This is a genomic window from Micromonospora sp. NPDC085948 (assembly GCF_040686315.1).
In the GTDB taxonomy this organism is placed as follows: domain Bacteria; phylum Actinomycetota; class Actinomycetes; order Mycobacteriales; family Micromonosporaceae; genus Micromonospora.
On sequence record NZ_JBFBJW010000019.1, the window covers coordinates 94,428 to 109,305 of the forward strand.

Consider the following 14,878-nt stretch of genomic DNA (forward strand, 5'->3'; position numbering starts at 1 on the left):
CGGTTTCGCCGTGGCGCTGGGCGGGCTCGGCGGGTGGTCCGCCGACCAGGATGCCCGCGGTACGCCGGTCGCCCCGATGCCTCCGGCCCCGTCCGAGCACTGGCTGGTGCACACCGACGGACGACGCGACCTGTTGCCGGTTCGGCGCTGGCACGGTCCTCCCGAACCGGCGATCGAGTCGCTCGCCGCGCGCTGCGACGGGCCGACGATCGACCTCGGCTGCGGCCCCGGCCGACTGACCAGGGCACTCGCCCAGCGCGGTCTCGTCGCCCTGGGGGTGGACATCTCCGCCGAGGCGGTACGGCTGACCCAGGGCCGGGGTGTGGTCGCCCTGCGACGCGACGTCTTCGACCCCCTGCCCGGCGAGGGGCGGTGGGCTCACGCCCTGCTCGTCGACGGCAACATCGGCATCGGCGGTGACCCGGTCCGGCTGCTGCGTCGGTGCGCGGCCCTGCTCGCGGCCGACGGGACGCTGCTGGTCGAGGTGGAACCCCCGGGAGCCGGGCTGTGGCAGGGACAGGCGTACGTGCTGTCCGGGGCGTCCGGCGACGGGGTACGTCAGGGGCCGACGTTTCCCTGGGCGCGGGTCGGTGCGGACGTGCTGGCCGGTACCGCCGCCGCTGCCGGCCTACGGGTGGCGGACCGTCTCCGGTTCGGCACACGCTGGTTCGCCGAGTTGGTCCGCCAATGATCCGCCAGCCCCGCGTCCCCACCCCCGAGGACTTCACCGCGCCGTCGCACTCACCGCTGGTCGCCGCCCGGCTCGGCCTCTGGCTCGGGGTGGCGTTCGGGCTGTGTTTCGGCACCGGGCTGCTCAGCCACTACCTCCAGCACCCGCCCGGTTGGTTCACCTGGCCGACCCGACCGGTCAACCTCTACCGGATCACCCAGGGCGTCCATGTGCTCTCCGGCATCGCGGCGATCCCGTTGCTGCTGGCCAAACTGTGGAGCGTCTACCCGCGGCTGTTCGTCCGGCCGCCCCTGCGCCAGCCGATCCGGTTGTCCGCCCACGCCCTCGAACGGATCTCCGTCCTCGTCCTGGTCTGCGCGGCGTTCTTCGAACTGGTCACCGGCCTGTTCAACGTCGCCCAGTCGTACCCCTGGGGGTTCTTCTTCCCGACCGCGCACTACGCGGTCGCCTGGCTGGTGGTGGGCGCGTTGCTGCTGCACGTCGCGGTGAAGCTCCCGATCGCCCGCGCGGCACTGGGCACGCCGCTGCGGCCCAGCGCCGGTGGGCGAGACGATCGGGACTCGTCCGGACGTCGCGCGTTCCTGCGTACCTCGGCGGGTGTCGCCGGAATCGCCGTGCTGGCCACCGCCGGCGTCACCGTCCCGTGGTTGCGTCGGGTGTCCCCGCTGGCGTGGCGGTCCGCGTCCGGACCGCAGGGCGTGCCGATCAACCGGACGGCCGCCGCCGCGCGCATCGCCGTTCCACCCGACTGGCGGCTGGAGATCGTCTGGCCGGGCGGGCGGTACGCCCTGTCCCTGGCCGACCTGGCGGCCCTGCCGCAGCGCACGGCCGAACTGCCGATCGCCTGCGTCGAGGGCTGGAGCGCCTCCGCCCACTGGACCGGTGTGCCCGTCGTCCACCTGCTCCGCCGGGCCGGCGCACCCACCGGCCGACCGGTTCGCGTCACCTCCCTGGAGACCGACGGCCTGTACGCCGCGAGCACCCTCCCCGCGGCCCACGCCAGCGACCCGCTGACCCTGCTCGCACTGCGGATCAACGGCGAGGAGCTGTCGCCGGACCACGGGTACCCCTGCCGTCTCATCGCGCCGAGCCGACCGGGTGTGCTCCAGACCAAGTGGGTGGCCCGGCTGGAGGTGTTGCGGTGAGAACCGTCCGACTGCTCCTGCTCGTGCTCGGCACCGCCGCGGCGGCGTACGGCGGTTGGCTGCTCCTCCCCCAGCTCGCCACCACCCTGCCGTGGCTGCTCGGCGGTCCGCTGCTGCACGACATCCTGGTGGCACCACTTGTCGGACTTGTCGGGCTGGCCCTGGGCCGACTGGTGACCGACCGGTTCCGCCGGGCCTGGATCGGCGCGGGCCTGCTGGCCAGCGCCACGTTGCTGCTGATCGCGGTGCCCCTGCTGTGGCGACCGCCATCGGCGCCTCCGAACCCCGGCCTGCCGGACCGTGACTACCCACTGGGGCTCGCGGCCGGGCTGGCCGTCGTCTGGGGCGTCATCGTGCTCGTGCTGGTCGTCACCACGATCGTCGGCCGGCGCGGCGCCAACCGTTCCTGAGTCCCCCACCCGCCTCCGAGGAGACGTGCACATGTCAGAAGGCAACGCCCGCCCGCCGATCGGCGTGATCGGCGGGTCGGGTTTCTACGAGTTCCTCGACGACGTCAGCGAGGTCACGGTCGACACACCGTACGGACCGCCGAGCGACTCGCTGTCCGTCGGGAGCGTCGCCGGGCGACCCGTGGTGTTCCTGCCCCGCCACGGACGTCGGCACACCCTCCCCCCGCACCTCATCAACTACCGGGCCAACCTGTGGGCGCTGCGGGCAGCGGGCGTCCGGCAGGTGCTCGCACCGGGGGCCGTGGGCGGTCTGCGACCGGATCTGGGTCCCGGCACCCTCGTCGTGCCGGACCAACTGGTCGACCGGACCGCCGGCCGCGAGCAGACCTACTACGACGGGCGGCCCCGCGGGGACGGGCAACTTCCCGGGGTCGTCCACGTGCCGTTCGCCGACCCCTACTGTCCGGTGGGGCGCGCCATCGTCCTCGACGCCGCCCGCAACGCTGATTGGCAGCCGGTCGACGGCGGCACCATTGTCGTCATCGGAGGGCCGCGCTTCTCCACCCGCGCCGAATCACAGTGGTACGGCCAGCAGGGCTGGTCGGTCGTCGGCATGACCGGTCACCCCGAAGCGGTGCTGGCCCGCGAACTGGCCCTGTGTTACACCGCGCTGTCGCTGGTGACCGACCTCGACTCCGGCGTCGAGGTCGGGCACGGCGTCACCCAACAGGAGGTGTTCACGGTCTTCGCGCGAAACGTCGAACGCCTGCGCGTCCTGCTCGGCGACGCGATCCAGACGTTGCCGGCGGACCAGGCGGGCTGCCCGTGCGCAGAGGCCCTGTCCGGCACGGACACCGGCATCACGCTCCCCTGAGAATCGGGGCGGGGTTGTCGACAGCTGCCGATTCGTAAGGGTTCCGCAAGGGTTCGCGACGGGTTCGACGGTTGCCGCGGCCGTACGCTGCGGTGATGGGAAAGCCGATCTTCCGGTCGCCGGTGGCCTGGGCCGCCCTCGTCTCCGCCGTCGTCGTGACGGCCCTGGCCCTCTCCTGGTTTCAGCCGTGGAAGCTGTTCACCGACACCTACGTCGACGAGGCGCTCCCGGGCGCGGGGACGACGTCGACCGTCCCCGCGCCGACCTCCACGACCCCGGCCCCCACGACCCCGACCCGCACGACCCTGGCCCCCGCGACCCCGGCCCCCGCGTCGAAGGCCACACCGGCGGCTAACGAGATCCTTGCCGCCGGGACGTTCGTCACCCACGAGCACCAGACGACGGGCAGTGCCGAGATCCACCGGCTCGCCAACGGACGCCACCAGCTCGTCCTGCGCGACCTCAAGACGTCGAACGGGCCGGATCTGCGGGTGTGGCTGACCGACCAACCGGTCATCCGGGGCACGGCCGGCTGGCACGTGTTCGACGACGGCGAATGGGTCGAGCTGGCACGACTCAAGGGCAACAAGGGCAACCAGGTGTACGACCTACCGACCTCGGTGGACCCCCGTGACTTCCGGAGTGTCTCCATCTGGTGCAAGCGATTCTCGGTCTCCTTCGGCGCGGCCGACATCAAGACCACCTGACCCGGCCCCTCACGGGCGTGCGGCCGAGCGGAACCCCGTCCAGCGCAGCTCACCCGACAGGTGGCTCTGGTCGTTGAACATGACGAGCGTGGGCGACAGGCCGGCCCGGTATTCGAGCACGGTGAGGCCGGTGTTCGCGCTGTCCAGGCCGAGCCACCGGGTGGGCGGGGCCGCCAGCGCGTGCCGTACCAGCCACGCGATCGGGTACGCGTGCGTGATGAGCACCTCGTGCGAGTCCGGCTCGGTGCGCTCCGGGGCCGTGGTGAACCTCGCCACCAGGGCCTCCGCGATGCGTGTGCCGGCTGCCGCCTCGGCCTCGTCGTAGCCGTCGAAGAAGCCGGCCCAGGAGCGGGGCATCTCGTCCGCGTTCGGCACGTACGGCACGTGGTCGACGAGTTCGGCCGCCTCGGCGACCGGCACGTCCGGCAGGTGCTTGGCGATCTCCCGCGCGCTCGCGGCGGCACGCGGCAGCATCGAGTGCCACACCGCGTCGATCGGCAGGCCGGCGAGACGCCGACCGAGCAGGTCTGCCTGCCGGTGTCCCACGTCGGTGAGCTGGCCGAAGGCGTCCGCCGCACCGTGTCGGGCCAGGTAGAGGTATCGGACAGCCACGGCGGGAACCTATCGGCTTTCCGGTGCGGCGTCGCGGGCGATCCCGAGTGTCGACAGGAGGTCCTCGTGCAGCTCCATCCACACGGCGTGGCACGATGCGACCCCCACCCCGGTCACCCACCGCCCGTCCCCGGCGCGAGCCCGGGTGAGCGCCGCGTCGAACCGGTCGGCGTAACCGTCGAACCGCCTCAGCACGCTGACGAGCGCGCCGATCAGCCGGGTCAGCTCCACGCCGATCGCGGTGAGCTCGTCCAGCACCCGGCCGTCCCACTGCGGGTCGGTGTGGTCGTTGGACGTCAACCGGTCACCCTCGACCGGCCGCAGCTGCCAGTCGGTGCAGGCCCGGACCAGTCGCCCGTTGAGGGTCTCGAACTCCTTGTGGGCCTGCTCGACGGTGGCTCGCGCGCCCGCCTGGTCCAGCTCCTCGCCAAGCTTCCGGGAGTCCTGCTCGCGGCCGCGCTCGGTGAGCGTCCACCCGCCGGTGCCACCGAACTCGACGTGGGTCACCCACCCGTACGCCTCGAAGTCCAACAGCAGCTCGGCGGCCGTCTCCAGGTCGACGCCGGTGCGGCCGGAGACGGCCGCGTCGTTGGCCACCCCGGCGACCCGCACGGCGTGCAGAACCGACAGGTCCGGTGCTGAGGCATGCGTCATGGTGATCAGCATTCCGACTCCCGCATCGGACGTCAACGTGGCGCTTCGGGTCCGGGTAGGCTCGCCCAGCAGTTGAAAGGGGGCCTGTTGCTGATCGACCTGAGCGACGCCGAACCGGCGACGTCCGGCGGCAAGGCCGCCGCGCTCGCCCGGCTTCTCCGCGCGGGCATGCCGGTCCCACCCGGGTTCGTGGTACCGACCACCGCCTACCGGGAGACCGACGACGGTCTCCCGGCGGAGCTGATCGACGAGATCGCTCAGGCGCTCCCGCGGATCGGGGACGGCTACCTTGCCGTGCGGTCGTCGGCGACGAGCGAGGACACCGCCCACGCCACCGCGGCGGGGCAGCACGACACCTTCCTGGGCGTGCGCGGCCCCGAACAGGTGGCGGACGCCGTCCGCGGATGCTGGTTGTCGCTGTGGTCCGAGCGTGCCGTGGAATATCGGCGTCGGCAGGGCGACACACCGTCGCCGTCGATCGCCGTGCTGGTGCAGCGCATGGTGGACGCGGACGTCGCCGGGGTGATGTTCACCGGCGACGACATCCGGATCGAGGCGTCCTGGGGGTTGGGGGAAAGCGTGGTCAGCGGCCACGTCACCCCGGACTCGTGGACGCTCTCCGGCGGTGACATCACCCACCGGTCGCTCGGCACGAAGGAGACCCGGGTCGACCGCACGGTCACCCGCGAGGTGGCACCGGCCGACCGGGAGCGCTTCTGCCTCACCGACGACCAGCTCACCCGGCTTGCGCAGCTCGGCCGGCGGGCAGCCGACCTGCTGGGTGGCCCGCAGGATGTCGAGTGGGCGATCGCCGGCTCCCGGATCTGGATCCTCCAGTCGCGCCCGGTCACCAGCGCCCTCCCTCCCGCGCCAACGGTCGGCGGCGAGGGCGGTCAGGCCCGCACCGGTACGCCCGGCAGCCCCGGCCGCGCCACCGGGCCGGTGCGCGTCGTGCGTGGCCCCGCCGACTTCGCTCGGGTCCGGCCCGGTGACGTCCTCGTGTGCCGCACCACGGATCCGGCGTGGACCCCGCTGTTCGGCGTGGTCGCCGCGGTCGTCACCGAGATCGGCGGTCTCCTCTCGCATGCCGCGATCGTCGCCCGCGAGCAGGGCCTCCCGGCCGTCCTGGCGGTCGCGGACGCGACGACGGCCCTGCCCGACGGCGCGCTGGTGCGGGTGGACGGGAGCACCGGCCGGGTCGCACTCCTCGATCCCTGATCGCGAGTGGCGCCCGGCAGCACGCTGCGTCGGCCACGAAGCTAGCCCGCCGAGACGGAGACGTGCGCGGTGACGATCCGCCAGCCGACGGGCAGGCGTACCCAGGTCTGGGTCTGCCGCCCGGTGGCGGCGGTGCCGGCGTACCCGAATCGGGTCGTCACGACCGCCAGGTCCGGGCCGAACGTGGTGACCACCGGATCGACCAGCCGGCGGCCGGCCGGCAGTGGTGGCTGCGCGGCCCGCCACTTGCGCTGCTCGTCCAACCCGTACTGATGGTCGGCGAGGCCGAAACGCACGGTCTGTTCGGAGTCCCAGAAGTACCCGCAGATCTCCTCGGCGTCGCCGTCGGCCAGCGCCCGCTCGTAGGCGGCGAAGGCCGCCGTCACCTCGGCGACCACGTCCGTCCGGTCGATCTCCATGCGGTGCGTCCCTTCGATCCGGTGGTCGGGAACTGGCCGGCCCGGTCGGTGGCTTGCCGCCCCCGACCGGGCCCGCCGGCTCAGCCGCTCAGCGCCGACGTCCGCCGCTCGCCGTCGGCCCGATCGGTGTCGAGGTCGGCCGGACCATGCTCCCGCTCCAGTGCGGCCTCCTCCGGGTCGGGCTCGCGGGGTGTGGGGCGACCCAGCGCGAAGACCACGCAGATCACCGCGACGAAGAGGTAGCCGAGTGCCACCTGGCCGTTGGCGTTCCACTCGACGCGCTCGCCGTGGATCAGCCCGATGAACGACAGCGCAGCGCCGGTGCCGGCGAAGATCGCGGCCCGGACGAACCGTTTGTCGATGATGAAGACCACCACCGCGCCGAGCACCAGGCCGGCGAGGATCGCGCCCTGACCGAGCACCAGCAGCCCGTCGTAGACCACGCCCGCGCCGTTGAGCGCATCGTCGCCGACCGCCGCGGCGGTGGTGCCGGCCGCCGCCAACGCGTTGTCGATCTGCCCGGTCGCCCAGGCCGCGATGTTCGGGATCAGCGCGGCGACCACCGCGGCGGCGTGCGCCCGAGGGGTCGCCTGGAACGCCTGTGCGCCGATCAGCAATCCGATGTAGAGCAGGATCGGCACGATGGCCGCCGTCGGGAAGATCGCGCCGAGCAGCCCGAACATGCCGAGGAAGCACAGGACGGCGATCACCACACCGGTCGCCATCGAGTAGCCGCTGCGACCACCGGCCGCCTTCCACCCCGGGTGCCCGACGTAGACGGCCGGCGGGAAGGGCGAGCCGAGCGCGGCCCCGATCACCGCGCCCGCGCCGTCGGCCAGCAGCACACTGCGCAGGTTGTAGTTGTCCCCCGCGGTGGCGGCGCTCTCCACGTTCGTCATGCCCTCGGTGAAGTTGTAGACGCCGAGCGGGATCGCCGTCGCCAGCAGCGGCGCCATGTCGGCCAGCCCGGTGAGGAGCAGGTCCAGCTTGAACGAGGGTACGGCGATCGCGATGTCCCGGGCCGCGGCCGTGACGTCCGGCACCGACATCGCCCCGCCGACCCAGCCGATCGCGGTGCCGAGCAGCAGCGCGGCGAGCCCGATCGGGAAGTTGAACGGCAGCTTGACGTCGGTGAGCAGGCCGATCAGCAGCAACGCGAAGACCGGTAGGGCCACCCAGGCCATCCGCCACATCTGCCCGGCCGGGTTCATCGAGATGAACGTGATGGAGATTCCGGCTAGGGTGCCGAGCAGCGCGGCCCGGGGCGCGTACCGGCGGATGTACGGCCCGACGAACGCGCCGATCAGCACGATCACGCCGATGATGAAGGCCCACGCCAGCCCGGCCTCCCAGGCCCGCACGGGGTCCTGGGTACGCAGGTAGATCGGCAGCATGATGACGAAGATGACGATGAACATGTGCGGCACGCTCGGCCCGTACGGCAGGGCCGTCACGTCGGTGCGGTTCTCCCGTCGCGCCAGCCGGCGGGCCAGCCAGGTGTAGTAGATGTTGCCGGCGACCAGGGCGATGCCCAGCGCCGGCAGGATGGTGCCGAACACCTCCCCCTCGGGAAGGTTCACCACGGCGAGGCAGAGCCCGGTCAGGGTGAGCACGTTGACCAGGACGTTGACGCCGAAGCCGAAGAACGCGTTGGTGTCGCCGCGCACCCAGTACGGGAGCGGGGCGACGGTGGGCTTGGTCGAGACCATGGCTGCTCCCGGTCAGGAAGAGGGTTGCAACACGGTGGTGGTGGGCAGCGCGGCGCGGACCTGCGCCGAGTCGGCGACCCACCCGAAGATCCCGCCCTGGGCGGCGATCATGTCGAGCCCGACCCGCTGGAACTCGGGGAAGTAGGACCCGACGCAGTCGGCGAGTACGAGGCACTCGTACCCGCGGTCGTTGGCCTCCCGGACGGTCGTGTGCACGCACACCTCGGTGGTGACCCCGGTGACCAGGAGACTGCGGACGCCCCGCTCGGCGAGTAGGCCGTCCAGTTCGGTGGCGTAGAAGGCGCCCTTGCCGGGCTTGTCGATGACCGGCTCGTCAGGCAGCGGTGTCAGCTCGTCGACGATGTCGTGGCCGTACTCGCCGCGGACCAGGATCCGGCCCTTGGGTCCGAGGTCACCGATCCGCATGCTGGGCGCTCCGCGGCTGAGTTTGGCCGGCGGACAGTCGGACAGGTCGGGCAGGTGCCCCTCGCGGGTGTGCACGATGGTCAGGCCGACGGTGCGGGCGTCGGCCAGCAGCGCCGCGAGTGGCGGGATGGTGCGGCGCAACTGGCCGACGTCGTTGCCCAGGCTCGCACCGAACCCGCCGGGTTCCAGGAAGTCGCGCTGCATGTCGATGACGAGCAGCGCCGTGGCCGAGAGGTCGAAGGTGTACGGGCCGGGCCGTGCGGCGGGGATGGTCAACATGGGCGCACCTCACTGGGCCGTGGCGGCGATGACGTCGTCGGATGTGGTGACGCAGCCGAAGACGCCGCCCTGCATGGTGACCATGTGCAGTGCCGCGTCGTGGTTGGCCTTGTCGGTGGCGCCGGTGCAGTCGGAGAGAATCAGGCACTCGTACCCCCGGTCGTTCGCCTCGCGCATCGTGGTGTGCACGCAGACGTCGGTGGTGATGCCGGTGAGGATCAGGTGGGTGATGCCCCGGGTGCGCAGCACCAGGTCGAGGTTGGTGGCGTAGAAGGCGCCCTTGCCGGGCTTGTCGATGATCACCTCGCCGGTCACCGGGGCGACCTCGGGCACGATCTCCCAGCCCGGCTCGCCCCTGATCAGGATCCGGCCGGCCGGGCCGGGCGTGCCGATCTCGGCGCCGATGCGGGCCGACCGCCACCGCTTGTTCGCCGGCAGGTCCGACAGTTGCGGGTCGTGCCCCTCCCTGGTGTGGACGACGAGCATTCCAACTGACCGGGCGTGCTCCAGCAGCCGGGCGGTGGCCGGCAGGCCGGCCCGGGTGAGGCCGATGTCGTAACCCATCGCGTCGACGTAGCCGCCCGGCCCGCAGAAGTCGGTCTGCCAGTCGATACAGAGCAGTGCGGTTCGCGCGGTGTCCGCCGCGCCGTCGTACGGCCACGGGTAGGGGTTGGCCGGTACCGGCCCGATGCTGCCCATCCTCTCGCCTCCTGTCGTCGTCGCTGGTGCCTGTCCGCGCTAGCGCCGGGTGGCGGCGCGGCGGTAGGCCCGCCACCCTCCGGTGGCGCTGATGTCCTCGGCCGGCGGGCCGGCGGCGTACGCCTCGCAGAGGAAACCGAGCACGTCGCGCCCGTCGTCGAGCCGAACCCAGCCGAGCGAGAGTGGGGCCGGGACCCCGGCCAGCAGACCGCCGACCGCGGAGCCGGGCAGTCGCCACAGCTCGACCTCGATCGAATGACCCGCCGGCTCGTCCGGTGCCACGCGGACCAGGCCGGGCAGTCCCTCGCCGTCGGGGGTGTCCATCCGGACGAGCCGGTAGAGCGGCGCGGTGCGGGCGGTGTCGACGAGCGCGGCACCCTGCCCGACCAGCTCACCGTTGCGGGACTCGCCCGTCAGGTGCCGGCCCACCACGGCGACCAGGAGTTCCGCCGGACGCTGCACCGGTGGTGAGCTGACCTCGACCGTTCGGGTTGGTGGGCCGCCGTCGGTGAGGGTGGCGGCCAGGCGGGACAGGGTGGTGTCGCTGAACGCCGGGCCGACCAGGGTCAGGCTCGCCGGGCGACCGGTGCTGGTGAACCCGTTGGGTACGGTCACCGCGGCCAGGTCGAGCAGGTTCGCGAACTGGGTGTAGCGGCCGAGCATGGCGTTACGCCCGATCGGGTCCTCGGCGATCTCGTCGAGCGTGAACGTGGTGCCGACGGTGGGCACGACCAGCACGTCGATGTCCTGCCAGAGCTGGTCGACCTGCGCCCGCAGCTCGCGCAGGCGGTGCTGGCCCCGAAAGGCGTCGATGGCGTCGTAGCGCCGCCCGGTCTCCAGCACGGTCCGGGTGACCGCGAGGACCGACTCGGGATGCGACCGCAGGAAGCCGTCCAGCGCGACGAGCCTCTCGGCGACCCAGGGTCCCCGGTAGAGCAGGTCGCCCGCCTCGAAGAAGTCGCCGAGCGGCACCGACCGAGGGGTCCCGACGAAGGTGCGCAGCCGTTGCACTCCCGCGACGAACCGAGCCTCCTGCCCGGCGTCGCCGAAGAACTCCAGGTCCTCTGCCCGGGGCACTCCGAGGCGGAGCGTCCCCGGCAGGCGGGCAACCACCCGCTCCGCCGGCAGCGGACGTCCCCAGGGGTCGGCCGCCGTGACGCCACGGGCCGCGTGCAACACCTCGACGGCGCCGGCGACGTCGGCGGCGAAGACCGACACGCAGTCCAGCGAGCGGCAGGCCGGCACGACACCGGCCGCGCTGAGCAGACCCCGGGTGGGTTTGAGGCCGACGATCCCGTTCAGCGCCGCCGGCACCCGACCGGAGCCGGCGGTGTCCGTACCCAGGGCGAAGCTGACCTGGCCGGCGGCGACCGCAACCGCGGAGCCGGAGCTGGAGCCGCCGGAGATCAGCCCGCCACCGAAGACGCTCTCGCAGCTGCCGTAGGGCGAGCGTGCGCCGGTCAGGCCGGTGGCGAACTGGTCGAGGTTGGTCTTGCCGACGAGCATCGCGCCGGCGTCGAGCAGTCGGCGCACCACCGGCGCGTCCTCGGCGGCGCGGTACCCGAAGTCGGGGCAGCCGGCGGTGGTGATCATGCCGGCCACGTCGATGTTGTCCTTGACCGCGAACGGGATGCCGTACAGCGGCAGCGCGGGATCACCGTGGCGGGTCAGCGACTCGGCGCGTTCGCGCAGGTGCTCAGCCGGGACGGTGCTGATCCAGACCGGCCCGCCGGCACGTCCGGCAAGCCCGTCCAGGACGCGCTCGGCCTGGGCCGCCGGGGTCAGGCCGCCATCGCGGTACGCCGACCGAAGCTCCGAAATGGACCCTACTGGTTCTGGCATACAGTCGATTGTCGACCGAACTGTTACGGGAACCAGCGCGCTGTGTAACGACGACATGACGGCACCCGGGCCGCGCCGCGCCTAACCGAGGTACGAGCGCGCCCCGTGCCCCGCGAGCACGGTGAGCACCTCCTCCGGGTCTCCCCCGGCGACCGCCTCGAACAGCCGCTCGTGCCGGTGGACCCCGTCCAGCGGCTGCGCCAGCTCGGCCTCCCGGCGCAGGTTGATCGCCATGTAGAGCTGCAACTTCACCAGGATCGAGCCGTACACGGCGGACAGTTGGCGGTTACCGGCGAGCGCCACCAGCGCGACGTGGAACTCCCGGTGCGACTCGGCGACCGCCATCCGGTCGCCGGACCGGGTCGCCTCCCTCATCTGGTCCAGGGTCGCCCGCAACCCGGCCAGGTCGCTCTCCCGGCCGACCGGGATCCCGGCCCGCACCGCGAACTGTTCCAACATGTCCCGCAGCTCGTACAGCTCCTGCACGTCGCGGTCCGACAGGGTGGCCACCCGGACTCCCCGCCGCGGCACGTGCTCGACCAGTCCCTGTTGGGCCAACAACCGCAGCGCCTCCCGCAACGGAGCCCGGCTGATCCCCAGCCGTCGGGTCAGCTGCTCCTCCACGAGGCGTTCGCCCGGGTCGCTCTTGCCGCTGAGGATCTCCCGGGTCAGCCGGGAGACGGCGAGGTCCACCAGACTGACGCTCTCCAGCTCACCATCCACCGACGAAGCGGCCACGTCGTTCACGCCGATGAGTCTGCCACCCGCCCCCGGCCGACCGGTGTGGCCTGGTCGCCTCGTACGGCCTGTCTCCGGTGCCGCCGCCTCCGACGGCATCGCCCGGCGTCGCGCCGCGCCGATCGGCGGCCGGCAACCAGCGGGTTTCTGGGGTTTGGCCGGTCAGCGTCGCATCGGTGGGGCGCCGATGGCCAGGACAGCGGTGTCGTCGGTGAGCCCGTCGCCGAACGTGTCAAGCAGATCGGTGACGGCGGCGACGGTATCGGCGGCGGTGGCGGGCGCGAGAGAGCCGGCAAATCGGGCGAGAGCCGCCGCTCCGTAGCGACCGTCGGCGGTCTCACCGCCATCGACACGAGCCTCGGTGAGTCCGTCGCTGTAGAGGAACAACGTGTCGCCGGGGTTCGCCACGATCGTGGTGTTGGTGTACCGGGACTGCGGGAAGGCCCCCACGATACGGCCCTTGGTGGGGTGGTAGTGGGTCGCGCCGTCGGCACGCAGCAGCAACGGTTCCGGGTGCCCGCCGCTGGCGATGATCGCGGTGAAACCGCCGACGGCCGGCGTGGGTGTGAGGATGCCGAACACGACGGTGCAGTAGCGCGCGTCCGAGCGGTATTCCTGCCAGAGCACGGTGTTGAGGTTGTGCAGCGCGGCAGCGGGATCGGGGTCGTAGACGGTCGCGGCGCGCAACGTGTAGCGGGCCAGGGCGGTGACGGCGGCCGCTTCGACGCCTTTGCCGCTGACGTCGCCGAGGAAGAACCCCCAGCGGCCGTCGATGAGCGGGAACAGGTCGTAGAAGTCGCCGCCGACCTGGTCGGTGGAGGCGGCCCGGTAGTACGCGGCGCTCTCCAGCCCGGGCGGGGTCTGCAGTACGGCGGGCAGGAGACTGCGTTGCAGTTGGCTGACGAGATGTCGTAGCCGTTGGTCCTCGCGCTCCGCGGCCCTGCGGGCGTGGAGAAGCTCTCGTTCGTAGGCGCGGCGCATCTTCGCGTCGAAGATGGCCGTCCGGATGAGTTGGGGTTGCCCCTCGCTGCCGGTCTTGACGACTGACGTGACGAGGACCGGCATCCGGGAGCCGTCCCTGGTGCGAAGTTCGAGGGAGACACCGGCGATCTCGCCCTGCATGGCGAGCATCGGCGCGAAGTGGGTCTCGTGGTAGATCCGGCCGCCACCGGTGAGCAGATCACTGAAGCGACGCCGGTCGACGAGCTCCTCGCGGCGGTAGCCGAGCCAGCCCAGCAACGTCTCGTTGATCTTCGCGATGGTGCCGTCCAGCAGGGTGGACAGGTACCCGCAGGGCGCATTTTCGTACAGGTCTTCGAGGTTGTCTTCAAGCAGGGCAGGAAAACCGACCCCACTCGGCTGGGCACTCCCGTCATCGCCCAGGCCCTGACCGTCCGGGTCGGGCCCCGCGGTGGCGGTCATCGGTAGGCGGCCCTGACAAACGACGTGATCGCTGCGGCCGTCGCCTCCGGCGCGCTCAACTGCGGGCAGTGCCCCGTCGCATCCAGTGTGACGAGTCGACTTCCAGGAATCTGCCGATGGACGAATGCCCCCACCTCGGGCGGTGCGATGGCGTCCTGAGCACACTGCAGGATCAGGGTCGGAACTCTCACGCTGGCGAGATCCGTGCGGTTGTCGGACAGGAACGTCGCCCGGGCGAACACCTGCGCCATGGCGGGATCCGTCCGGCAGAAGCTAGCCGTCAACTCTTCACCCAGCTCCGGCCGCTCGGGATTGCCCATGATCACGGGCGCCATGGTCGACGACCAGCCGAGGTAGTTGCTGTCGAGTGAATCGAGCAGGTCGTCGATGTCCTCGCGAGTGAAGCCGCCCCGGTAGTTCTCGTCATCGATGTAGCACGGCGACGGGGTGACCAGGACAAGTGCGGAGAAGCGGTCCGGTTCGCGGTTCGCCGCGAGGACCCCGATGCTCGAACTCACCGAGTGCCCGACGAAGATCGGCTGCTGGAGGTCGAGGTCCTGGCAGATGGTCAGCACGTCGTCGGCGTAGCCGTCCAGGGAGGCGTACCGGTCTGCGTCCCAGGCCATCGGGTCGGCCTTACCTGATCCGACATGATCAAACAACACCAACTGGGCCCATTGTCCGATTTCGGCGACCAGATGGCGCCACATCTGCTGATCGCAGCCGAAGCCGTGCGCGAGCACAAGAGTCGGGCCGCCCTCACGACCGGTCACCATCACGTTGTTGCGGTCCCGCACAAGCATCCGCCCATCTTCCATCACCCGCATCGGCGGTCCAAGCAGGGCTCACCTGCCCTGGGCTGGAGGTGGCCGCCGGCGCGGCGGATGCGGGTCCGGTCTGCTCGACCTCCGCCACGGCCGCCGTGACCTGCGCCACGCCGAGTGCCGCCAACGCCGCGTGCGGCTCGGCCACCGGCGTTGCCGGTTCCGGGTTCGACGGCGGCGTTTCCGGCCCACCCCGCCGCCAGGCAACG

At 71.9% G+C, this 14,878-nt stretch carries 16 protein-coding genes; 6 read left to right on the forward strand and 10 right to left on the reverse strand.

Annotated elements, in window-relative coordinates:
* Positions 1-76 precede the first annotated feature (76 nt).
* The 5 genes from AB0O48_RS31950 (at position 77) to AB0O48_RS31970 (ending at position 3,827) form a co-directional block, all read left to right on the forward strand.
* On the forward strand, positions 77-691 hold the full coding sequence (locus tag AB0O48_RS31950) for a methyltransferase domain-containing protein (RefSeq protein ID WP_365069689.1): 615 nt from the start codon (positions 77-79) through the stop codon (positions 689-691).
* Positions 688-1,836 (forward strand): molybdopterin-dependent oxidoreductase, encoded by a 1,149-nt coding sequence (locus tag AB0O48_RS31955; protein ID WP_357255186.1) that lies wholly within the window; start codon positions 688-690, stop codon positions 1,834-1,836. Before AB0O48_RS31950 ends, AB0O48_RS31955 begins: the two co-directional genes overlap by 4 nt.
* Positions 1,833-2,246: a hypothetical protein gene (locus AB0O48_RS31960; RefSeq protein ID WP_357255190.1), complete on the forward strand. Its 414-nt coding sequence runs from the start codon at positions 1,833-1,835 to the stop codon at positions 2,244-2,246. Before AB0O48_RS31955 ends, AB0O48_RS31960 begins: the two co-directional genes overlap by 4 nt.
* Before the next feature lie 31 nt (positions 2,247-2,277).
* Positions 2,278-3,120 carry an S-methyl-5'-thioadenosine phosphorylase gene (locus tag AB0O48_RS31965; protein ID WP_357255192.1) on the forward strand — a complete coding sequence of 281 codons (843 nt, stop codon included), beginning with the start codon at positions 2,278-2,280 and terminating at the stop codon, positions 3,118-3,120.
* A 95-nt stretch (positions 3,121-3,215) separates the two neighbouring features.
* The gene (locus tag AB0O48_RS31970; protein WP_357255194.1) at positions 3,216-3,827 is read left to right on the forward strand and encodes a DM13 domain-containing protein; all 612 of its coding nucleotides are present in this window, start codon (positions 3,216-3,218) and stop codon (positions 3,825-3,827) included.
* A 9-nt stretch (positions 3,828-3,836) separates the two neighbouring features.
* Here the strand turns inward: AB0O48_RS31970 and AB0O48_RS31975 are convergent, their stop codons facing one another.
* A complete protein-coding gene (locus tag AB0O48_RS31975; protein WP_357255197.1) occupies positions 3,837-4,439 on the reverse strand; it encodes a histidine phosphatase family protein in 603 nt (200 codons plus the stop codon).
* A gap of 9 nt (positions 4,440-4,448) precedes the next feature.
* The gene (locus tag AB0O48_RS31980; protein WP_357255198.1) at positions 4,449-5,093 is read right to left on the reverse strand and encodes a transcriptional regulator; all 645 of its coding nucleotides are present in this window, start codon (positions 5,091-5,093) and stop codon (positions 4,449-4,451) included.
* 87 nt (positions 5,094-5,180) lie between these two features.
* Here AB0O48_RS31980 and AB0O48_RS31985 point away from each other — a divergent pair, with 87 nt between their 5' ends.
* Positions 5,181-6,311 carry a PEP/pyruvate-binding domain-containing protein gene (locus AB0O48_RS31985; protein ID WP_365069628.1) on the forward strand — a complete coding sequence of 377 codons (1,131 nt, stop codon included), beginning with the start codon at positions 5,181-5,183 and terminating at the stop codon, positions 6,309-6,311.
* A 41-nt stretch (positions 6,312-6,352) separates the two neighbouring features.
* On the opposite strand, the gene AB0O48_RS31990 is transcribed toward AB0O48_RS31985, so the two are convergent.
* The 8 genes from AB0O48_RS31990 to AB0O48_RS32025 form a co-directional block, all read right to left on the reverse strand.
* A complete protein-coding gene (locus AB0O48_RS31990) occupies positions 6,353-6,730 on the reverse strand; it encodes an AtzH-like domain-containing protein (RefSeq protein WP_365069630.1) in 378 nt (125 codons plus the stop codon).
* An 80-nt stretch (positions 6,731-6,810) separates the two neighbouring features.
* Positions 6,811-8,439 (reverse strand): regulator, encoded by a 1,629-nt coding sequence (locus tag AB0O48_RS31995; protein ID WP_365069632.1) that lies wholly within the window; start codon positions 8,437-8,439, stop codon positions 6,811-6,813.
* 12 nt (positions 8,440-8,451) lie between these two features.
* Positions 8,452-9,144 (reverse strand): cysteine hydrolase, encoded by a 693-nt coding sequence (locus AB0O48_RS32000; RefSeq protein ID WP_365069634.1) that lies wholly within the window; start codon positions 9,142-9,144, stop codon positions 8,452-8,454.
* A gap of 9 nt (positions 9,145-9,153) precedes the next feature.
* On the reverse strand, positions 9,154-9,843 hold the full coding sequence (locus tag AB0O48_RS32005) for an isochorismatase family cysteine hydrolase (protein ID WP_365069636.1): 690 nt from the start codon (positions 9,841-9,843) through the stop codon (positions 9,154-9,156).
* Between the two features lie 39 nt (positions 9,844-9,882).
* Positions 9,883-11,685 carry an allophanate hydrolase gene (gene atzF / locus AB0O48_RS32010; protein WP_365069638.1) on the reverse strand — a complete coding sequence of 601 codons (1,803 nt, stop codon included), beginning with the start codon at positions 11,683-11,685 and terminating at the stop codon, positions 9,883-9,885.
* Between the two features lie 81 nt (positions 11,686-11,766).
* Positions 11,767-12,432 (reverse strand): GntR family transcriptional regulator, encoded by a 666-nt coding sequence (locus tag AB0O48_RS32015; RefSeq protein WP_365069640.1) that lies wholly within the window; start codon positions 12,430-12,432, stop codon positions 11,767-11,769.
* A gap of 153 nt (positions 12,433-12,585) precedes the next feature.
* Positions 12,586-13,845 (reverse strand): SpoIIE family protein phosphatase, encoded by a 1,260-nt coding sequence (locus AB0O48_RS32020; RefSeq protein WP_357255220.1) that lies wholly within the window; start codon positions 13,843-13,845, stop codon positions 12,586-12,588.
* Positions 13,842-14,672, reverse strand: a complete 831-nt coding sequence (locus tag AB0O48_RS32025; RefSeq protein ID WP_357571213.1) for an alpha/beta hydrolase — start codon at positions 14,670-14,672, stop codon at positions 13,842-13,844. The genes AB0O48_RS32020 and AB0O48_RS32025 overlap by 4 nt, the downstream gene beginning before the upstream one ends.
* Between the last annotated feature and the right edge of the window lie 206 nt (positions 14,673-14,878).